The sequence below is a fragment of the Tabrizicola sp. genome, from assembly GCF_030373185.1.
Classification (GTDB): Bacteria; Pseudomonadota; Alphaproteobacteria; order Rhodobacterales; family Rhodobacteraceae; genus Tabrizicola.
On the sequence record NZ_JAUCZH010000004.1, the window covers coordinates 410,576 to 429,944 of the forward strand.

The window sequence follows — 19,369 nt, forward strand, 5'->3', positions numbered from 1 at the left end:
GGCGCTGGCGCTGGCACTCGGTGATCGGATCAATTCCCTCCTTCTTCCAACCAGTCACCGCTCTAGGGCTGGGGGTAGATACTTCCACGTGTTCAACGAAATCTGCGGCAACCGTCGGAACGCCATTAACCGCGCACCATGTGCCGTTGGGGTTCTGAACAGGCAGATTTTCACCTAGGTAACGAATGGCAGTCGCCAGTTGGCAAATTATGGCTTGAACCCTGATCGAACCTTGCGATGGATGGTGCATGACAAACCGTTCCTCCCATCCGACACTCAGCCTGCGTATCCGCTTTGGCGGGGATGACATGCTCGGCCCTGGCAGAGCCGAGTTGCTGGAACGGATCAGCAGCACCGGCTCCATCGCCGCCGCTGCCCGCGACATGGGGATGAGCTACAAGCGCGCCTGGATGCTGATCGAAACGCTTAACGCAATGTTCCGCGCTCCGGTGGTCGACAGTTCACGCGGTGGGCCGGGTGGGGGCGGCGCGATCCTGACTGAAACAGGTCAGACTGTCCTTGCACAGTATCGCGCCCTTGAGGCGCGGGCGATTGCGGCCGGAGCCGAGGAGATTTCAAATCTGCAAGCGATGCTAAGGGATATTCCCGACGGAAAATAACGCTTGACGCAGGGCTGCCTGTCGCGCGTTATGTCCCGCGAAACATATCACTTGGACATCAGGATGCATTTGTCGCGTCGCGGTTTGGTTGGATTGATCCTTTGCCTGCTGGCGCCCGTGCAGCCTTCCCATGCGCGGGACGACGTGCCGGTGATAGCGGCCGCTTCGAATCTTGAATTTGCGTTGGTCGAGATTGTTTCAAATTTTCAGAAGGATACCGGCCAGACCGTGCGGCTGTCGTTCGGGTCGACGGGCAATCTGGCGCGCCAGATCCGGCAGGGAGCGCCGTTTCAGATGTTTCTGGCGGCGGATGAGAAGACTCCGCTGGCGCTCCATTCCGAGGCGCTGACCGAGGATGCGGGCAGCATCTATGCGGTCGGCCGGATCGTGCTTGTGGCCCCCAAGGGTGGGGCGCTGCGTCCCGATACGGATTTGAATGGTCTGGCGGCCATGATCGAGGCGGGCCAGATCACCCGGTTCGCCATCGCCAATCCAGAACACGCCCCCTTTGGGATTGCTGCGCGCGAGGCGTTGCAGCACCGTGGGCTGTGGGACGCGCTGAAGCCTCGGCTGGTGCTGGGCGAAAACATCAGTCAGGCTGCGCAATTCGCCCTGTCGGGCAATGCCGAGGGTGGGATCATCGCGCTGTCACTGGCGCTGGCTCCCGAGGTGGCGAAGCGAGGCGACCATGCGATCATCCCCGCGGACTGGCATCATCCCTTGTCGCAGCGCATGGTGCTTTTGCGCGGGGCGGGTCCAGTGGCGCGGGCGTTTCATGACTACATGAATTCCCCGCTGGCGCGCGAGATTCTGGCTCGGTATGGGTTCGGGCTTCCGGGCTGACCGTGCTAGGTAGGTAAAAGACCTTGGACTGGACCGCACTTTCTCTTTCGCTCGAACTTGCCGTCTGGACGGTCGTGATCCTGCTTCCGGTTTCGGTGGGGACAGGGCGCTGGCTGGCCTATGGCCGATTTCGCGGCAAGGGCATGGTCGAGGCGCTGGTGATGCTGCCGCTTGTGCTGCCGCCGACGGTGTTCGGTTTCTATCTTCTGGTAAGTTTCGGACGAACCTCTCCCATAGGTGCTTTCTGGCAGGACATGTTCGGCCACCAGCTTGTCTTCAGCTTTGAAGGCCTGGTTGCGGCCTCGGTCATCTTCAACCTGCCGTTTGCCATCCAGCCCGCCCAACGCGGATTCGAGGCGATCCCGCTTGAGGTGCGCGAGGCGGCGGCGACCTGCGGGATGTCGCCCTTTCGGTCACTGTGGAAGGTGGAACTGCCATTGGCATGGCCGGGGGTGATGACGGCCATGGTGCTGACATTCGCGCATACCTTGGGTGAATTTGGCATCGTGCTGATGGTGGGCGGGTCGATCCCGGGCGAGACGAAAACCATCGCCATCGCAATCTACGACCGCGTACAGGCCTTTGATGACAAAAGCGCGGGAACCATGGCGGCGGCGCTGGTGGCAATTTCCTTCCTGACTATCACCGTGACTTTCTGGCTGTCTTCCCGGGTCGGAAGGCGGCTGACATGACCCTTGTCGTCGATCTCAAAGCTGAGGGGCCGATCCCGCTTGATCTGTCATTCCGCGTCGCTGAGGGGGAACTTCTGGCGCTGGTCGGTCATTCGGGGTCGGGCAAGACCACGGTCTTGCGCAGCATCGCCGGCCTTTGGACGCCGACTGATGCCCGGGTGATGGCAGGAGGCACGGTCTGGCTGGATACGGGGCAGGGGGTCAACCTGCCACCCCACCGCCGGCATCTGGGGGTGGTGTTCCAGAACTACGCGCTGTTTCCGCACATGTCCGCCCTTCAGAACGTCATGGCCGCGATGCAGACGCCTGACCGCAGGGAGGCAGGGCGGCTCTTGGAACTGGTGCATCTTGACGGCCTTGCCGACCGAAAGCCCGCCAAACTGTCAGGCGGCCAGCAGCAGCGCGTTGCCGTGGCCCGGGCCATGGCGCGTCGTCCCTTGGCCTTGTTGCTGGACGAGCCGTTTTCGGCGGTGGACCGCGCCACCCGCGACCAGTTGCATGCCGAGATCATCGGCCTTCGCGCGCATCTGAACATGCCGGTCATTCTGGTCACCCATGAAATGAACGAGGCTCAGCTTCTTGCCGACAGGATGGTGGTGATCGACAAGGGCTGCCTGCTGCGCGAAGGCCCGACTGCCGAGGTCATGGCCGACCCCGATGCCCTGCGCGCAATGGGCATCCGCGAGGTTGCGGCCATGTTTTCCGCCGTCGTCGTGGCGCAGGATGAAGACGGTCTGACCCGGCTTGATGCCGCGACTGGCCCGATCTTCCTGCCCGGCGCTCTTGGCCCGCCCGGCACCCGTCTTCGTGTCCGGGTGCTGGCGCATGAGGTCATCCTGTCGCGTGCGCGGCCCGAGGGGCTTTCGGCGCAGAACATCCTGCCCGCCACTGTCGTTTCGCTGCAGCAGGGTGACGACCCGGGGGTCATGGTGCATCTGGCGATCGGTGGGGATGAGATCGTCGCCCGCATCACCCGCCGCGCGGCCTCAGCCATGCAGCTTGCCCCCGGTGACGTGGTTCATGTGATCCTGAAATCGATGTCGGTTGCGCGCGACCGCATCGCGCTGGCAGGGCAGGCGGGGCAGGTTGGGCAACCGCTGCCCTGACCTTGCAGGACCGAGTTGCTGAACGGTGGCGGCCTCAGGGTCGCAGCAGGCCCGCCAGCGCGCGGGCCAACTGGTCGCAGCCCGCAGCCGTTGTCAGCACGCCGGGAGAAAGCCGCAAGGTCTGGCCCCGGCAGTCTGTGGTCACGCCCTGATCTCGCAATGCGGCCACGATCTGCCCGGCCGGGCGGTCATCGGGCAGGCGCAGCATCACCGATCCGCCCCGCTCCTCCGCAGGGCGGGGGGTAAGGACGGGCAGGCGGAAATCGTCGGCGATCTGGAACAGCCTTTCGGTCAGCGCCCGGTTATGTGCCAGAATGGCCACGTGATCCTGACCTGCGTGCCAATCAAGTGCGGGCAGCGAGGCCAGCGCCGCCATGCAGGACGGCGTGCCGGAATCGAACCGCCGGATACCCTGGGCATAGGCGAAGCGGGTGATATCCCAGTTGAACGGATCGGGCTGGCTGAACCAGCCGCGCAACTGCGGCTGACAGGTCGCGATCAAGGCGGGGTCTGCGTACAGCATCCCCGCCCCCGGTGTGCCGCACATCCATTTGAGCGAGGTCGACAGCACGAAATCCACCGCAGGGGCGGCCACGTCAAACGGCAAAAGCCCCGCCCCTTGGGTTATATCCACCCCCACCAGCGACCCCATCCGCCGCCCATGTTCCGCCATCGCCTGAAGGTTGACCCGGTGCGACGAGGTGGACGAAACCCATGTAAGCAGCGCCAGCCCCACATCCGGGGTCCAAGCGGCCAGGAAATCCTCATCCTCCACCCAGGCCGCGCCTTGCCGCAGGGGAACGGTCTTCAGCGTGAACCCCCGTGCCTTGGCCATTCCGGACAAGAGAAAATGGTTGGACGGAAAGCAATCCGCCGCGACCAGAAGGCTTTTGCCGCGCAACACCTGATCCGGCAGCGCCTCGATCAGCATGTGCAGACCCTGCGTTACGCTTTCACAGCTTGTTACCGTGTCCGGGGCTGCATTGATGATGGCCCGCCAACGGTCGATGAACCTGTGCCGCAGCGGCAGGACCACGCCCCATTGCGCATCATCCGGGCGGCCCCAGACCTTGGCGAATTCGGTAAGCGCCGTGGCCATGTCGTCGGCCTTGCCGGGATACATGCCGATGGAGTGATACAGGAAGTAGGCGTCTGACATGGTTGTTCCCGAATTGCGGTCACCTTCTGATAGGGCCTTGATCCTGCCGGGTGAAGCCCCACCGGGCCAATCGGGGCGTAATCGGTTCGAAACCCCGGCTTGAAAGGGGGCGCTGCTGGGAACGGGTGTCGCACTTCGCCACCGTCTCTGGCCATTTCCCCCTTGCCATCATGCCTGACTTGCCGCTTTGTCGCGCCGTCACACCAAGGAAGACCCATGACCCCCACCCGCCTGCGCCTGAATGATGGCCACATGATCCCGCAACTTGGGCTTGGCATCTGGCAGGTGCCGGCTGAAATCACCGCGACGACGGTCGCCACGGCTCTGGGCCTTGGCTACCGTCTGGTCGATGGTGCGGCGATCTATGGCAATGAGGTCGGGCAGGGCGAAGGCATCCGGCAAAGCGGTCTGCCTCGGGATGAGGTGTTCATCACCACCAAGGTCTGGAACGACGATCAGGGCCATGACGCCACCCTGCGCGCGGTTGAGGCAAGCCTTTCGCGGCTGGCAATGGACCGGATCGATCTGTGCCTGATCCACTGGCCCTGCCCGGCGCGCGACCTTTATGTCGATACCTGGCGCGCGCTGATCCGGCTCAAGGACGAGGGGCGCGTCCGCTCGATCGGCGTGTCGAACTTCATGCCGTCGCATCTGGAGCGGCTGGTGGGGGAAACCGGGGTGATCCCGGTCCTGAACCAGATCGAGTTGAACCCACGCCTTCAGCAAGCCGAACTGCGCGCGCTGCATGACCGGATGGGCATCGTCACCCAAAGCTGGACGCCTTTGGGTCAGGGTCGCAGCTTTGACGCCGACCCGGTGCAGGCCGCTTCCTTGCGCACGGGCAAAAGCCCGGCACAGGTGATCTTGCGTTGGCATGTCCAGCTTGGTGTTGCGGTCATTCCCCGGTCCACTCGTGCGGCCGGGCTTGCGGAAAACCTTGATATCTTCGACTTCACCCTGACAGATGGTGAGATGGCCGCCATGGCCACCTTGGACGAGGGTCAGCGCTGTGGCCCCGACCCTATGACCTTTGCCTGAGGCGATCCCGTGCTTGTTCCCGAACTGACCGTCCAGAACATCGATCAAGCGGCCCGCGTGTTGGGGGATGTCTTCGGCTTTGCCCCGGGCGGCGACCTTTGGCATCGTGGCACTCAGGCGGTGCGTCTGGTCGCGGGCGTGCCACAGGGGCATGGCCGGATCGACCACATCGCCCTGACGGTGCCGGACATGGAGGTGGCCCTTGCCGGGCTGAAGTCGGCCGGTGCGACGCTCGATGCTGCGGTCACCCCGAATGGCCCCCAGTTGATCCCGGAATTCTGGGACGACGGTCTGCGCTTTGTCTACCTCTCCGGCCCCTCCGCCGCCCGGATCGAGCTTTGCCAACGCATCACCGGGGCCGCGCCGGATGTGGGGCATGACCATATTGGCATCCCCTGCCATGATCTGCCCGCAATGCAGGCCTTCTTCGAAGGGCAGGGAGCGCGGCTGACTGCCTCGGTAGATCTTTTGCGCCCTGACGGCGTGGTGCCGGTTCGCTTTCTGTCTTTCGCAGGCGGTGTGATCGAACTTTACCAACCCAAGGACGCTGAACGTGCGGCCCATGGCCTTTGGTCACGGCTGCTGGTCGCGGGCCTTCCTGCGCGGCTTGAAGGCCCCGAGGGGCTGATCCTCGCACCGTTATAAGCATAATGCGCCAGACCCTGACGCAAATCTACGAAGCCCGCGTTGCAGACGGCACCCTGCGCCCTGATCCGGCTCAGCATGCGGTGCTTGCCCCGCTGGAAGCCCTCCGCGTCTGGCTGGAAGAAAACGCCACCCGCCGCGTCGGTCTGTTCGCCGGTCTGTTCGCCAGACCGATCATCCCGCCAAAGGGCATGTATCTTTGGGGCGGCGTCGGGCGCGGCAAGTCCATGCTCATGGACCTGTTCACCGATGCCACGGATATTCCAGCCAAGCGCCGCGTCCATTTCCACGCCTTCATGCAAGAGGTCCACCGCGGAATGCATGAGGCAAGGAAACGCGGCGTCGAAGATGCCATCGCCCCGGTGGCCGAGGCGATCATCCGCGACACCCGCCTGCTGGCGTTCGACGAGATGCAGATTTCCGACATCACCGATGCGATGATCGTGGGGCGGCTTTTCGAAAAACTGTTCGCCGCGGGGATCGTGATCGTCACCACCTCGAACCGCCCGCCGGAGGATCTTTACAAGACCGGCCTGAACCGCGCCCTTTTCCTGCCCTTCATCGCCATGCTGGAAGACCGGCTGCAAGTGGTGGAACTGGAAAGCCCGACCGATTACCGCCAGCACCGTCTGGCGGGCGCGCAGGTCTATTTCCACCCCGCCCGCAGCGCGACCGGGGCCATTGCCGCCCTTTGGACTGACCTGACCGGCGGCGCGCCCGAAGCCCCCCTGACGCTGGAGGTGAATGGCCGCAAGCTGGATCTGCCGCGCTTTGCCAACGGTGTGGGCCGCGCAAGCTTCTGGGAACTGTGTTCAAAACCCCTTGGCCCGGCAGACTACCTTGCCATTGCGCAGGCGGTGCGGGTGCTGATCCTGGAACACATCCCCCAGCTTTCGGCCGCGAACTACAACGAGGCCAAGCGTTTCGTCACCTTGATTGACGCGCTTTATGAGGCGAAGGTCAGGCTGATCTGTTCCGCCGCCGAAGCGCCGGAGCGGCTTTATATCGAGGGCGAGGGCGCCTTCGAATTCGAGCGCACCGCCAGCCGCCTTCGCGAGATGCAAGCGGCTGACTGGGCAGTCTGACGGCTATTCCGCCGCTTGCGGTGCGTTTGCGTCGCGCTTGTCGTTGCCCTGCGCCAGCGCATCGGCAAAGCCGTGGTTCATGTCGCGGTGCTTGGCCTCATCGGCGCGCACGGCGATTATGACCTCGCGCAGGCGGGCATCGGCGGGCAGATTCCAGTAATCGATCGCGATTTTCGGGGCTGGCACATTCTCGACCGCACCGCTGTCCACCTGCTCCAGATAGCCGGTGTAGCTGATCACGGCTTCCTCCTCCAGATAACCCACGACGCGGTGCGCGGTCTTCGGTGCGAAGAGGTAAAGGAAGAAGTAGGCGTTGAAGAATACCGCTTGCCCCAGCATGATCAGGGCGCGTTCCAGAAACGACGGCTGCGCGATGTGGATGAAGGTCATCAGATGCATCCGCTCATTCTCGGCCTCGTCCAGAAGTTCACGGATCCAGCCCTGATCTTCACGGATATGGCGCAGCGCCTTCAGGTGCTGCAAAAGCCCCCCCACCATGCCCGGCACGGCGGCGACGGTTTCCAGAACCACCGCCCGGTGGCCGTAGCGCTTGGAAAAGAAGGCGTCGGCAAAGACGCGCATGAATTTCACGATCCCAAGGGCAATCCGGTCGGAAAGGCCCTCGGGCTTCTGGTGGTGGTCGAGGGGGAGAGGGCTGTCGGCAGATTGGTCAGACATTGCAGGTTTCCTTTCCCGACAGAAATGGGAGGGGAAAGCCGCCACTCAATCCGGTGCGACACTATGCGCCCGGCCCCGCTAACCGGCCCCGCACCCGATCGCTTGTCGCGGCTTCAGCCTGCCAGTGCCTGCCACAAAAGCCGCAGCGCCATGGCCGTCGATACGATCACGAGAAGCGGCTTGATCAACCTTGCCCCCACCCGGATCGCCAGCCGCGCGCCCAGAAGCGCGCCGAAGACCTGCGCCGCCGCCATCGCCAGACCCACCGCCCACCAGGTTACCCCAAGGGGGATGAAGACCAGAAGGCTGCCAAGGTTCGACGCGAAGTTCAGCATCTTGGTATGCGCCGTCGCCTTCAGCACGCCATATCCGGCCAGCAGCACAAAACCCATCATGAAGAATGAGCCTGTTCCGGGGCCGAAAAACCCGTCATAGGCCGCCACCAGCGGCACCAGAGTGGCAGCAAAGACCGGTGGGCTGATCCGCGCGGCGCTTGCATCGTCTGACAAACCCGGCTTCAGCGCAAAGAACAATGCGACCCCGATCAGCACCACAGGCATGATGATCCGCAACACCTCGACCGGGATCAGATGCGCCACCAGCGCTCCGCCCGCCCCGGCAACGGCGCTGACCGCCGCCATGACCAGTTGCTCCATTGGCCGGACATGCCCTGCTCGCGCATAGGCAACCATCGCCGCCCCGGCCCCGAAACTGCCTTGCAACTTGTTGGTTGCCAGCGCCTCGACTGGTGAAGCACCGGCCAAGAGCAGGGCAGGGACCGTGACCAGCCCGCCGCCGCCCGCGATGCTGTCAACAAAGCCTGCGACAAAGGCTGCAAGAATCAGCAGAAGCGCAACGTCCGTTGCGACCTCAAACAAGATCGAACCGCCGGTGAACCCGCCCGACCACTTTGCCATCGCCTAGCGCAAAGCCGGGATCGTCGCCGATATCGCGAAACCCGATCCGCGCATAGTAGGCAAGGCCCGGCACATTGTCGGCCCGGATCGAGGCAATGATCCGGCCAATATCGCTGGTGCGCAGCTGCTCCAATGTGGCCGCAAAAAGGGCCGCACCGGTTCCCTTCGCCTGAAGCCCCGGTCGGACAAAGGTGCCGATATGCGGATCGTCGTGCCACCAGCCGACCGATTGCCAGCCGATGATCACTCCCCCCGCCTCGGCCACGACCGATGACAGGACGCCCGGGCCATCGATGAAATGGTCCTGCACCGTCTCGGCTGACATGGGCGTCTCATGGGCCGTGGTGCCACCCAAGGCAATGACCTCGTTGAGGAGCGCTGTCATTCTGTCGGCATCCGTGGCCTTGGCGATGCGGACGATCATTCGGCAAACTCTTCGCGCGTGTAGCCTTGCAGGTAAAGCAGCGCCGTCAGGTCGCCGTGGTTCACCCTTACATCGCACTCCGCCTGCACCCGGGGCTTGGCATGCAGCGCCACCCCGGTGCCGGCGGCCCGCAGCATCGGCAGGTCATTCGCCCCGTCGCCGACCGCAATCGCTTCGGCCGGGGTCACCCCCAGCCGCGCGGTGATCTCGCGCAGGGCCTCCAGCTTGGCTTGCTTGCCAAGGATCGGTTCGACCACCGTTCCCGTCAGCGCGCCGCCGTTGATCCCCAGGGTATTCGCCCGGGTTTCGTCAAATCCCAGCCAGCCGGCTACAGCCGAGGTAAAGGCCGTGAACCCGCCCGACACCAGCGCCGCATAGGCACCGTTCGCCTTCATGGTCATCAGCAATCCCTTGCCGCCTGGCATCAGCGTGATCCGGTTGCGCACTACCTGGGCTATCACGCCCTCTGGCAGACCTTTCAACAGGCCCACCCTTTCGCGCAACGCGCCCTCGAAATCCAGCTCGCCATTCATCGCGCGGGCGGTGATATCGGCCACACGCGCGCCGACCCCCGCCTCATCCGCCAACTCGTCGATGCATTCCTGCCGGATCATCGTCGAATCCATATCGGCGATCAGTAGCCGCTTTCTCCGCCCTTCTGCGGGTTGCACCACCATGTCGATCCGCAACGCCTGCAAGCCGTCCCAGATCTCCCAACGGTTTGCCGGAATGCTTCTTACCGAAAATTCCGCAGCCACGCCCGGGTCAAGCCAGCGCGCATCGCCGCCGCCCCAGGCATTGCGCAGGGATTCGACCGTCACCCGCTCCAGCACTGGTGTTTCGGGATTGGTAAGCAGCGTTACGACATGCATTGCGGCAGTTTCCGATAGTGAACGGGCCTGTCGCTTTTTCGCGACGATGCGGCGCATTACCGCGATTTTCCGGCTTGTGCCAGAGCGTGACTGCCATTAGCGACAGAGGCGGGACACCCTTCCCCAACGAAGGGCTTTTAGCTGGAAGGCTACCATGACAGACCTGACCCCGCCGGCCAAGCGCCCGGCCAATCCGCGCTTCTCTTCTGGCCCCTGCGCCAAGATCCCCGGTTATTCCCTTGATATGCTTGGCGATGCGCCCCTTGGCCGCTCGCACCGCGCTGCGGTTGGCAAGGCCAAGCTGAAAGAGGCGATCGACCTTACCCGCGAAATTCTCGGCGTCCCCGCCGATTACCGCATCGGCATCGTTCCCGCGTCCGACACCGGCGCGATGGAAATGGCGATGTGGTCGCTGCTGGGCGCGCGACCCGTTGAAATGCTCGCTTGGGAAAGCTTCGGCGAAGGTTGGGTGACCGATGTGGTCAAGCAGCTGAAACTTGATGCCAAAGTGCGCATCGCACCCTACGGGCAGATCGTGGACCTGCGCGAAGTCGACTTTGATAAGGACGTCGTCTTTACGTGGAACGGCACCACCTCTGGCGTCCGCCTGCCGAACGCCGACGCGATCCCGGCCAAGCGTGCGGGCCTCACGATCTGTGACGCGACCAGCGCGGCCTTTGCGATGGATCTGCCGTGGGACAAGCTCGACGTCACCACCTTCTCCTGGCAGAAGGTTCTGGGGGGTGAGGGCGCGCATGGCGTCATCATCCTGTCACCCCGCACGGTGGAACGGCTGGAAAGCTACACTCCGGCTTGGCCGCTGCCAAAGATCTTTCGGCTGACCGCCAAGGGCAAAGTGATCGAAGGCATCTTCGCCGGTGAGACGATCAACACCCCCTCGATGCTGGCAAACGAGGATTACCTTGTCGCGCTGAAATGGGCGAATTCCATTGGCGGCCTTCAGGGCCTGATCGCCCGCGCCAGTGCCAACGCGAAAGTCGTCTGGGATTTCTGCGCCGCGAACCCCTGGATCGCGAACCTTGCGGAAGATCCGGCCACGGCTTCGACGACCTCGGTTTGCCTCAAGTTCACCGATCCGCGCATCACCGATGGCGAGGCCTTTGCCAAAGCCGTCGCCAAGCGGATCGAGAAGGAGGGTGCCGGCTTTGACATGGGCGCCTACCGCGATGCGCCCCCCGGCCTGCGCATCTGGTGCGGCTCGACGGTGGAAACCGCCGATGTGCAAGACCTGATGCCGTGGATCGCCCACGCGTTTGAAGCCGAAATCGCGGCGCTGGCCAAAGCCGCATAGTCAAGCGCCGGGGCAGGCCCCGGCCTACCCACATGCGTAGGTCGGGGCCTGCCCCGACTCTCCCTCCCCCAAGACATCCAAGGACCACCCCCATGCCCAAAGTCCTCGTTTCCGACGAACTCTCCGAAACTGCCGTCCAGATCTTCCGCGACCGCGGGGTCGAGGTGGACTACCTGCCGAAGCTTGGCAAGGACAAGGACGCGCTGGCCGCTGTCATTGACCAGTATGACGGTCTGGCGATCCGCTCCGCCACCAAGGTCACCGAGAAACTGCTGGTCAACGCCACCCGCCTCAAGGTCGTGGGCCGCGCCGGGATCGGGGTTGACAACGTCGATATTCCGGCCGCGTCGAAAAAGGGCGTGATCGTGATGAACACGCCCTTCGGCAACTCCATCACCACGGCCGAACATGCCATCGCGATGATGTTCGCCGTCGCCCGCCAACTGCCCGAGGCCAACGCCTCCACCCATGGTGGCAAGTGGGAAAAGTCGAAATTCATGGGGGTCGAACTGTTCAACAAGACCCTTGGCGTGATCGGGGCGGGCAACATCGGCGGTATCGTCTGTGACCGTGCAGTTGGTTTGCACATGAAGGTCGTGGCCTATGACCCCTTCCTGTCGGAAGAACGCGCCAGGCAGCTTGGCGTTGCGAAGGTTGACCTGGACGAACTTCTGGCCCGCGCCGATTTCATCACGCTGCATGTTCCGCTGACCGACAAGACCCGCAACATCCTGTCAGCGGAAAACCTCGCCAAGACCAAGAAGGGCGTGCGCATCATCAACTGCGCCCGTGGCGGGCTGATCGATGAGGCCGCACTTGCCGAGGCGCTTAAATCTGGCCAGGTCGCAGGTGCCGCGCTGGATGTGTTCGAGACCGAACCCGCCACCGAAAGCCCGCTGTTCAACCTGCCCAACGTGGTCTGTACCCCGCATCTTGGCGCCTCGACCACCGAAGCGCAGGAAAACGTGGCGCTGCAAGTGGCCGAACAGATGGCCGATTACCTTCTGACCGGTGCCGTGCAGAACGCGCTCAACATGCCGAACGTCACGGCGGAAGAGGCGGCGATCATGGGGCCGTGGATCAAGCTTGCCTCGCACCTTGGCAGTTTCATCGGCCAGATGACGGATGAACCGATCAAGGCGATCAACATCCTTTATGACGGCACGGTCGCCAACATGAACCTTGCCGCCCTCAATCAGGCCGTCATCGCGGGTGTCCTGAAGGCGCAGAACCCGGACGTGAACCTGGTGTCCGCTCCTGTGGTGGCAAAGGAAAAAGGCATCCAGATCTCGACCACCCGGCAGGAAAAGACCGGCACCTTTGACGCCTACATCAAGGTCACCATGGTCACCGACACGCGTGAACGTTCTGTGGCCGGTACCTGCTTTTCCGACGGCAAGCCGCGCTTCATCCAGATCAAGGGCATCAACATCGACGCCGAGATCGGCGCCCACATGCTTTACACCACAAACGAAGACGTGCCGGGCATCATCGGCCTTCTGGGCATGACCATGGGCAAGAACAACGTCAATATCGCGAACTTCACCCTTGGACGGTCAGGCGTGGGGCAGGACGCGATCGCGATCCTCTATCTTGACCAGCAGATCGACCCCAAGGTGATCGAGACGCTGGAAGGCACCGGCATGTTCCAGCAGGTCAAGGCGCTTCAGTTCGAAGTTGCCTGATCCAGCCTTTCCAACCGTGAACGCCTTGCGGCTTGCTCTTTTCCCAAATACTCCACGGGAGGTCCGGGGGGTGTGAAACCCTCCGGGCGTTGTCCAAAGGCGCAAGGCTTCCGACATGCACCTCTATGCCATCGGCGACATCCATGGCCATCTTGGCCTGCTTTCCGCCGCGCACGACCTCATCGCCGCCGACATGGCCCGGCATGGTCCGGGCCAGGTGGTACATGTGGGCGATCTGGCAGACCGTGGTCCTGACAGCCGTGGGGTGATCGACTTTCTGATCCGGGGTCTGGCCGAGGGCCGCGACTGGGTTGTTCTCAAAGGCAATCATGACCGGATGTTCACCCGTTTCATGGCCGCCCCGCATGAACCTGAACCGGGTCTGCGGGCCGAACTGTCATGGCTGCACCCGCGCCTTGGCGGGGCGGATACACTGGCCTCCTACGGCGTAGCAAACGCCGCAGACCGTCCCGTTGCCAAGGTTCACGCCGATGCCGTGGCCGCGGTGCCGCAGGCCCATGTCGACTTTCTGGCCGCCCGCCCCACGCTGCACCGTGCGGGCGAAGCCGTCTTCGTTCATGCCGGCATCCGCCCGGGCGTCGCGCTGGAAGACCAGACCGAGACTGACCTTGTCTGGATCCGCGAACCGTTCCTGTCTCACACAGAGAGTTTCGGCCCCCTGATCGTGCATGGCCATACCGCCCTTGATCAGGCCGCCCATTACGGCAACCGCCTGAACATCGACAGCAGCGCCGCTTACGGCGGCCCGCTTTCGGCCGTGGTGATCGAAGGGCGCGAGGCGGCATTGCTTACCCGATCCGGCCGCCGAAAACTCTGGCCGGCAAAGCGCCCCTGATGGCAGTTGGCATCCGGCCTGGTCAGGGATGCTCGCGCCGGATCAGCCGCTTGATCGACCGACCGCCCAGATAGCCGAAGACTGCGCCCGCAAGCCCGATGACCTCGGCCAGCGCCGGGCCGCTTGGCAGGCCGCGCAAGAACAAGGCAACCCCCATCAGCGCAAGGCCACCGGCACTGGCCCAAAGCCAGAACCACAACTCGCCCCGGGTCGGGCCAAAGCGGTAGGGGTTCTGGTCGCTCATCGGTTCACCTTCTCCGTTTGCGCCGCAGCGTTTCTTGCCCGCGTCGCGTCATCGTGCTGGACGGCTGGCTGGCACCATGCCCTATTCGCCGGATGACAAGACGCGTTTCCCCCGGTCTGGTCGTGATCGGGATCATTCTTCTTACGGCCATCTGGCTCTTGTGGATCGGGCGTGAGCCGATCTGCAAATGCGGCTATGTCAAGTTCTGGCATGGTCAGGTCGTCAGTTCGGAAAACTCCCAGCACATTTCCGACTGGTATACCCCAAGCCACATCATCCACGGCTTCCTGTTCTATGGCGCGCTCTGGCTGGTTGCGCGGCGGCTGTCCTTTGGCTGGCGGCTGGTCATTGCCACGCTTGTCGAGGCGACATGGGAGATTGTCGAAAACTCCGACGCCATCATCGAACGCTACCGCGCCGTCACGATTTCGCTGGATTACTACGGTGACTCTGTCCTGAACGTCGTCGCCGATATCCTTGCCATGGTGCTGGGCTTCTGGTTGGCCTCGCGCCTGCCGGTCTGGGCGACGGTGGCGCTGATTCTGCTGGCCGAAGGCGTGACACTCTGGATCATCCGCGGCGGGCTGGCGCTGAATGTGCTGATGCTGATCTCCCCGCTGGAGTGGGTTGCCGACTGGCAGGCAGGCCGCTGATCGCAGCTATTGCAGGCTCGGCCCCGCCCGTCCTGTCAGACCTTCATCCGCCGCAAGGACAGCACTGCCGCCACGGTTAGCGTCACTGTGACACCCGCCACAAGCCAGAAAAACCCGCGTTCGCCCATGCCCACCATCAGGGGTGCCACGATCAGAGGCGCTCCGATCCCGCCGACAAGCCCCGAGGCGATGATCGTGGGTGGCACCCGCAGATCCTCGCCCATCTTGCCGCTGGCGGTGACGTAAAAACCGGGGAAGAACAGCCCGGCCGGCGCGCCCATCGCCACGAAGAACAGCGCGGGTGATACCAGCGCCGACCCAAGCGCACAGACCGCCGCCACCGCGATGGCAAGGGTGTAAAGCACGAACGGCTCCACCCGGTGCGCCACGAAGATGAGCGCGACCCGCGACAACAGGAACACCACGAAAAACGCGCTCAGAAGTTCGGCCGCCGTCGCCTCGGCCACCCCGGCCTGAATAAGGGCGGTCGGGCCAAGACCGATCAGGCAGGCCTCCATCCCGATGGCCACCGCGCCAAAGGCCAGAATGCCCACATGGGGCCGGAAGGCCCGCACCTCGGCCGCAGGGGCCGCACCCGTCCGCCCGGCCGGATCAGCGAAAAGCCAGATCACCGCCGCCAGCGCCGCAGTCAGCCCGAAGGACCAGCGCGGATCGCTGCCAAGCGCCACAAAGATCAGCGGTGCCGCAATCGCGCCGACGCCGAAGGTCGCGTTCAAAAGGCTGAGCATCGACGGGCCTTTCGACCCGAACGCCCGCAGCACGCGCGGGTTGAAGACCGCCGTCGACATGCCATAGCCCATCCCGAAGACCACGGCCCCGGCGATGGTTGCCCACCACCCCGCCAGCGCCGCCACCCCAGCCGCGCCGATTGCCATTGCCGCCAGCGCATGGCGTGGTGTGACCGTGCTACCCTTCAGATACATGAAGCCGACACCAATGAAGCAACCGACCCAATGCGCCGACACCAGTACCCCGGCCTCGGCCACCGAGACATTGAACAGCCTTGAAAAGGCGGGCAGCGCTGGACCGTAAAGCGATTGCCCCGCGCCCATCATCACGAATGTCGCCACCCCGGCGAACATAAGGCCCGCATTGGCCCGGATCAGGTCTTTCAAGATGTTCTCCCGCTGTCGAGCCTGATGAACTCCGCCAGCCCGGGACTGTCAATCGGGCATGCGTGACGCAACGGAGACTCTGTCATTTCGGATGTTTCGTGCATGATGTCTCCCACACTCAGAAGGAGGCCAACGTGACCGACATCTACATCCTTTCCGCAACCCGCACCGCCATCGGCACCTTTGGCGGCACACTTGCCGGTCTGCCCCCGATCGACATTGCCACCCATGCCGCCAAGGCGGCTCTGGACCGCGCCGGGGTGGAGGGAGGCCAGATCGGCCATGTCGTGATGGGCCATGTCATCAACACTGAACCTCGCGACATGTATCTGTCGCGCGTGATGGCGATGCAGGCCGGCATCCCCGACACCACCCCCGCGATGAACGTGAACCGGCTTTGCGGGTCTGGCGCGCAAGCCGTGGTTTCGGCGGTGCAGTCTGTGATGCTGGGCGACGCCGACATGGCGCTTGCCGGTGGCGCCGAATGCATGAGCCGGTCGCCCTACATCCTGCCCGCCGCCCGCTTTGGCCAGAAGATGGGCGACACCCGCGCGCTTGACATGATGACCGGAGCGCTGACCTGCCCGTTCGGCACCGGGCATATGGGCGTCACGGCGGAAAACGTCGCTGCCGGGCAGGGGATCAGTCGTGAAGATCAGGACGCCTTCGCGCTGGAAAGCCAGACACGCGCGGCCCGGGCGATTGCCGAAGGGCGCTTCCGTGACCAGATCACCCCTGTCGAGGTGCCGGGCCGCAAGGGTCCGACGGTCTTTGACACCGACGAACATCCCAAAGCCACCAGTCTTGAGGCGCTGGCGGGCCTGAGGGCGGTCTTTCAGAAAGACGGCAGCGTCACGGCGGGCAATGCCTCGGGCATCAATGACGGGGCGGCGGCGCTGGTCCTGTCGCGGGGCGATCATGGCGGCAAGGCGCGCGCGCGGATCATGGGTTACGCCCATGCTGGCGTTGACCCCAGGGTGATGGGGATCGGCCCGATCCCTGCGGTGCAGGCGCTTTGCCGCAAGCTGGGTGCAAGGCCGCAGGATTTTGACGTGGTGGAATCGAATGAGGCCTTCGCGGCGCAGGCGCTTGCAGTGTCCCGCGTCCTGGGTCTTGATCCGGCGCGGGTCAATCCGAACGGAGGCGCCATTGCCCTTGGCCATCCGGTCGGGGCGACGGGCGCGATCCTTGTGGTCAAGGCGCTGCACGAATTGGAACGGACCGGCGGCAAGACGGCCCTTGTCACCATGTGCATCGGTGGCGGGCAGGGTATCGCGCTGGCGATCGAGCGGGCCTGACAAGGCCAGGTTGCATCGCGGTCGAAGTTATCGCACCCGCACCTTTGTCCGGGCAGAGCGGCCTTCGGCGTCGATCACGCTAAGGGTCACAAAGCCTGTGCCGGGCAGGGTCAGCATTGTCTCGCGCGCGTCCAGCGCCACGATCACCGGCACCCCGTCGGCCAGCCAGGTGAAGGGGGCCGTGCCGCCGCGGACCCTGACCAAAAGACCCTGAGGCAGGAGTTCCACCTCAGAGCCATTGGGCGGGAACGCCACGGCAGGGGCATCGGCGGCAACGTCGAATGCGGCGGAACGTGACCTGAACCGTTGCAAGGGCAAAGGCAGTTCCGCGTTCGATACCAGCAAGGCAGAGGCCGGGGCCGGGGGCTGCGGGTCAAGCTTGCGCTTCAGCCGGTTGAAGGCCTGAAACAGTACCGGTGCCGCCACATCCGCGCCAAAGGCCCCCGGCACCGGGGTGCCATCCGCCCGGCCCATCCAGGTGCCGATGACGTGGCGGCCATCATACCCGATCACCCAGGCATCGCGGTGACCGTAAGAGGTGCCGGTCTTGTAGGCCAGCCGGTTCGACGGCGCCCCGGGTGGTGGCGCAAGGCCCGCCAGAATATCGCCCACCTGCCATGCTGCAACGGCCGAGATCACCCGCTGTCCGTCAGCCTCGGCCCCCTCCATCCGGTAGGTCAGCGGCCGCGCCACGCCGCCCCGGGCGATAGTGGCATATAGCTGAACCATGTCTTCCAGCGTCACCCCGACCCCGCCAAGCGCAATCGCCAGCCCCGGCTGCCTGCCGGGAAAGACCGGCTTCATCCCCGCCTTTTCCATCGCCGAAATCAGCCGGGCCGGTCCAATTGCCTCGGTCAGAGCCACCACCGGGATGTTCAGCGACAGCTGCAACGCCTCGCGCAGGCGGATCGTGCCGCGATAAAGCCGGTCAAAGTTCTGCGGCGTGTAGGTGCCGAAACTGGTGGGCTTGTCGTCGATCATGGTTTCGGGATGCGCCAGACCCTGATCGAAGGCCAGCGCGTAGACCAGCGGCTTCAGCGTCGATCCGGGCGACCGTAGCGCCCGGGTCATGTCGACAAACCCTTGCCGCAGATCGGCCTGATAGCCCGCCGACCCCACGCTTGCGATGATCTCGCCCGAGGCATGATCGACCACGACAATCGCCACCTGCAACTGTTCGCCCCGGTCGGCCACGGCCTCAATGGCCAGACGCTCCAGCCTGGTCTGCAAGGCGGCGTCGATGGTCAGGGCATGGGTCAGAAGCGTGGGGTTGCCGGATTTTGCCCGGTCGGCCAGATGCGGGGCTACGGCTGGGAACGGCTTGCGCAGGCCCGGAACCGGCTCGCGCAGCGCCGCTGTGGCTGTGTCGGCGTCGATCACTCCGTTACCGACCGCCCGCGCCAAGACCCGGTTCCGCGCCGCCTCGGCCCGGTCAGCGGCCCGGTCGGGGCGGCGGCTTTCGGGGCTTTGCGGGATTGCAACCAGCAGGGCCGCTTCAGCAGGGGTCAGGCGCAGGGGTTCCTTGCCGAAATAGCTGATCGAGGCGGCGCGCACCCCTTCAAGATTGCCGCCAAAGGGGGCCAGGTGCAGATAAAGCTGCAAGATCTGCTCCTTGGTCAGCCGCCGCTCCAAGGCCAGCGCCACCCGCATCTGCCGCAGCTTGCCGCCGACCTTTCCGGTCCCGCTTTCCTCGAGCAGGCGTGCCACCTGCATGGTCAGGGTGGACCCGCCCGACACCACACGCCCATTCCATGCCGCTTGCAGGACCGCCCGCAGCATGGACCGTGCATCGACGCCCGGATGGTCGCGAAACCGCTTGTCCTCATAGGCCAGCAGCATCCTGATATAGACCGGGTCCACCTTGTCAGGGGGCAGGGCCAGCCGCCAGCGGCCATCGGCCACAGTATAGGCGCGCAAGAGATCACCATTGCGATCAAGGACTTCGACCGAGGTTTCCACCACAAGCGGCGGCAGGACCGTGGCGTTGATCCACAGGTCCAGCCGGTCGCGGCCGTGGGCGGCCAGCCAAAGGGCCGCCGCAAGCCCGAGGATCCAGCCCGACCGCATCAGTCGCCCCGCACGGGCAAGGGCGGCGCATATGGCAAG

The 19,369-nt window shown here is 64.3% G+C and carries 20 protein-coding genes; 12 read left to right on the top strand and 8 right to left on the bottom strand.

Annotated features, from left to right (window positions below):
• The first annotated feature begins 248 nt into the window (after positions 1-248).
• The 4 genes from QUV21_RS10290 (at position 249) to modC (ending at position 3,261) form a co-directional block, all read left to right on the top strand.
• Positions 249-620 (top strand): LysR family transcriptional regulator, encoded by a 372-nt coding sequence (locus tag QUV21_RS10290; protein WP_300854722.1) that lies wholly within the window; start codon positions 249-251, stop codon positions 618-620.
• A gap of 63 nt (positions 621-683) precedes the next feature.
• Positions 684-1,463: a molybdate ABC transporter substrate-binding protein gene (gene modA, locus QUV21_RS10295; protein WP_300854723.1), complete on the top strand. Its 780-nt coding sequence runs from the start codon at positions 684-686 to the stop codon at positions 1,461-1,463.
• 23 nt (positions 1,464-1,486) lie between these two features.
• Complete coding sequence (gene modB / locus QUV21_RS10300) at positions 1,487-2,155, top strand: molybdate ABC transporter permease subunit (protein WP_300854724.1); 669 nt, start codon at positions 1,487-1,489, stop codon at positions 2,153-2,155.
• Complete coding sequence (modC, locus tag QUV21_RS10305; RefSeq protein WP_300854725.1) at positions 2,152-3,261, top strand: molybdenum ABC transporter ATP-binding protein; 1,110 nt, start codon at positions 2,152-2,154, stop codon at positions 3,259-3,261. The genes modB and modC overlap by 4 nt, the downstream gene beginning before the upstream one ends.
• A 34-nt stretch (positions 3,262-3,295) precedes the next feature.
• On the opposite strand, the gene QUV21_RS10310 is transcribed toward modC, so the two are convergent.
• Positions 3,296-4,420, bottom strand: a complete 1,125-nt coding sequence (locus QUV21_RS10310) for an aminotransferase class V-fold PLP-dependent enzyme (protein WP_300854726.1) — start codon at positions 4,418-4,420, stop codon at positions 3,296-3,298.
• A gap of 216 nt (positions 4,421-4,636) precedes the next feature.
• Between QUV21_RS10310 and QUV21_RS10315 the strand changes: the two genes are divergently transcribed.
• From QUV21_RS10315 to zapE, 3 genes are read left to right on the top strand one after another with little or no spacing between them, the layout of a single operon-like run.
• Positions 4,637-5,458 carry an aldo/keto reductase gene (locus tag QUV21_RS10315; RefSeq protein ID WP_300854727.1) on the top strand — a complete coding sequence of 274 codons (822 nt, stop codon included), beginning with the start codon at positions 4,637-4,639 and terminating at the stop codon, positions 5,456-5,458.
• A gap of 9 nt (positions 5,459-5,467) precedes the next feature.
• Positions 5,468-6,103, top strand: a complete 636-nt coding sequence (locus tag QUV21_RS10320; protein ID WP_300854728.1) for a VOC family protein — start codon at positions 5,468-5,470, stop codon at positions 6,101-6,103.
• Positions 6,104-6,108: 5 nt separating this feature from the next.
• Positions 6,109-7,188 carry a cell division protein ZapE gene (gene zapE, locus QUV21_RS10325; protein ID WP_300854729.1) on the top strand — a complete coding sequence of 360 codons (1,080 nt, stop codon included), beginning with the start codon at positions 6,109-6,111 and terminating at the stop codon, positions 7,186-7,188.
• 3 nt (positions 7,189-7,191) lie between these two features.
• Here zapE and QUV21_RS10330 read toward each other — a convergent pair whose 3' ends face one another.
• The 4 genes from QUV21_RS10330 to serB form a co-directional block, all read right to left on the bottom strand.
• On the bottom strand, positions 7,192-7,866 hold the full coding sequence (locus QUV21_RS10330; protein WP_300854730.1) for an alternative oxidase: 675 nt from the start codon (positions 7,864-7,866) through the stop codon (positions 7,192-7,194).
• A 113-nt stretch (positions 7,867-7,979) separates the two neighbouring features.
• Positions 7,980-8,744, bottom strand: coding sequence for a TSUP family transporter (locus QUV21_RS10335; protein WP_300854908.1), 765 nt, complete (start codon positions 8,742-8,744; stop codon positions 7,980-7,982).
• On the bottom strand, positions 8,737-9,207 hold the full coding sequence (locus QUV21_RS10340; RefSeq protein WP_300854731.1) for a GNAT family N-acetyltransferase: 471 nt from the start codon (positions 9,205-9,207) through the stop codon (positions 8,737-8,739). The genes QUV21_RS10335 and QUV21_RS10340 overlap by 8 nt, the downstream gene beginning before the upstream one ends.
• Positions 9,204-10,079 carry a phosphoserine phosphatase SerB gene (gene serB / locus QUV21_RS10345; protein ID WP_300854909.1) on the bottom strand — a complete coding sequence of 292 codons (876 nt, stop codon included), beginning with the start codon at positions 10,077-10,079 and terminating at the stop codon, positions 9,204-9,206. Before serB ends, QUV21_RS10340 begins: the two co-directional genes overlap by 4 nt.
• A 154-nt stretch (positions 10,080-10,233) precedes the next feature.
• On the opposite strand from serB, the gene QUV21_RS10350 reads away from it, so the two are divergent.
• The 3 genes from QUV21_RS10350 (at position 10,234) to QUV21_RS10360 (ending at position 13,932) form a co-directional block, all read left to right on the top strand.
• Positions 10,234-11,391, top strand: a complete 1,158-nt coding sequence (locus tag QUV21_RS10350; protein WP_300854732.1) for a phosphoserine transaminase — start codon at positions 10,234-10,236, stop codon at positions 11,389-11,391.
• Between the two features lie 92 nt (positions 11,392-11,483).
• Positions 11,484-13,076: a phosphoglycerate dehydrogenase gene (gene serA, locus QUV21_RS10355; protein WP_300854733.1), complete on the top strand. Its 1,593-nt coding sequence runs from the start codon at positions 11,484-11,486 to the stop codon at positions 13,074-13,076.
• A gap of 115 nt (positions 13,077-13,191) precedes the next feature.
• Positions 13,192-13,932 (top strand): metallophosphoesterase, encoded by a 741-nt coding sequence (locus QUV21_RS10360; protein WP_300854734.1) that lies wholly within the window; start codon positions 13,192-13,194, stop codon positions 13,930-13,932.
• Positions 13,933-13,954: 22 nt separating this feature from the next.
• Here the strand turns inward: QUV21_RS10360 and QUV21_RS10365 are convergent, their stop codons facing one another.
• Positions 13,955-14,176: a hypothetical protein gene (locus tag QUV21_RS10365; protein WP_300854735.1), complete on the bottom strand. Its 222-nt coding sequence runs from the start codon at positions 14,174-14,176 to the stop codon at positions 13,955-13,957.
• 92 nt (positions 14,177-14,268) lie between these two features.
• On the opposite strand from QUV21_RS10365, the gene QUV21_RS10370 reads away from it, so the two are divergent.
• Entirely contained in the window at positions 14,269-14,829 is a 561-nt protein-coding gene (locus QUV21_RS10370; RefSeq protein ID WP_300854736.1) for a DUF2585 domain-containing protein, read from the top strand.
• A 35-nt stretch (positions 14,830-14,864) separates the two neighbouring features.
• Here the strand turns inward: QUV21_RS10370 and QUV21_RS10375 are convergent, their stop codons facing one another.
• The gene (locus QUV21_RS10375; protein WP_300854737.1) at positions 14,865-15,965 is read right to left on the bottom strand and encodes an MFS transporter; all 1,101 of its coding nucleotides are present in this window, start codon (positions 15,963-15,965) and stop codon (positions 14,865-14,867) included.
• Positions 15,966-16,099: 134 nt separating this feature from the next.
• Here QUV21_RS10375 and QUV21_RS10380 point away from each other — a divergent pair, with 134 nt between their 5' ends.
• Positions 16,100-17,263: an acetyl-CoA C-acyltransferase family protein gene (locus tag QUV21_RS10380; protein WP_300854738.1), complete on the top strand. Its 1,164-nt coding sequence runs from the start codon at positions 16,100-16,102 to the stop codon at positions 17,261-17,263.
• Positions 17,264-17,290: 27 nt separating this feature from the next.
• Here QUV21_RS10380 and pbpC read toward each other — a convergent pair whose 3' ends face one another.
• Positions 17,291-19,333, bottom strand: coding sequence for a penicillin-binding protein 1C (gene pbpC, locus QUV21_RS10385; RefSeq protein WP_300854910.1), 2,043 nt, complete (start codon positions 19,331-19,333; stop codon positions 17,291-17,293).
• Positions 19,334-19,369: the final 36 nt, after the last annotated feature.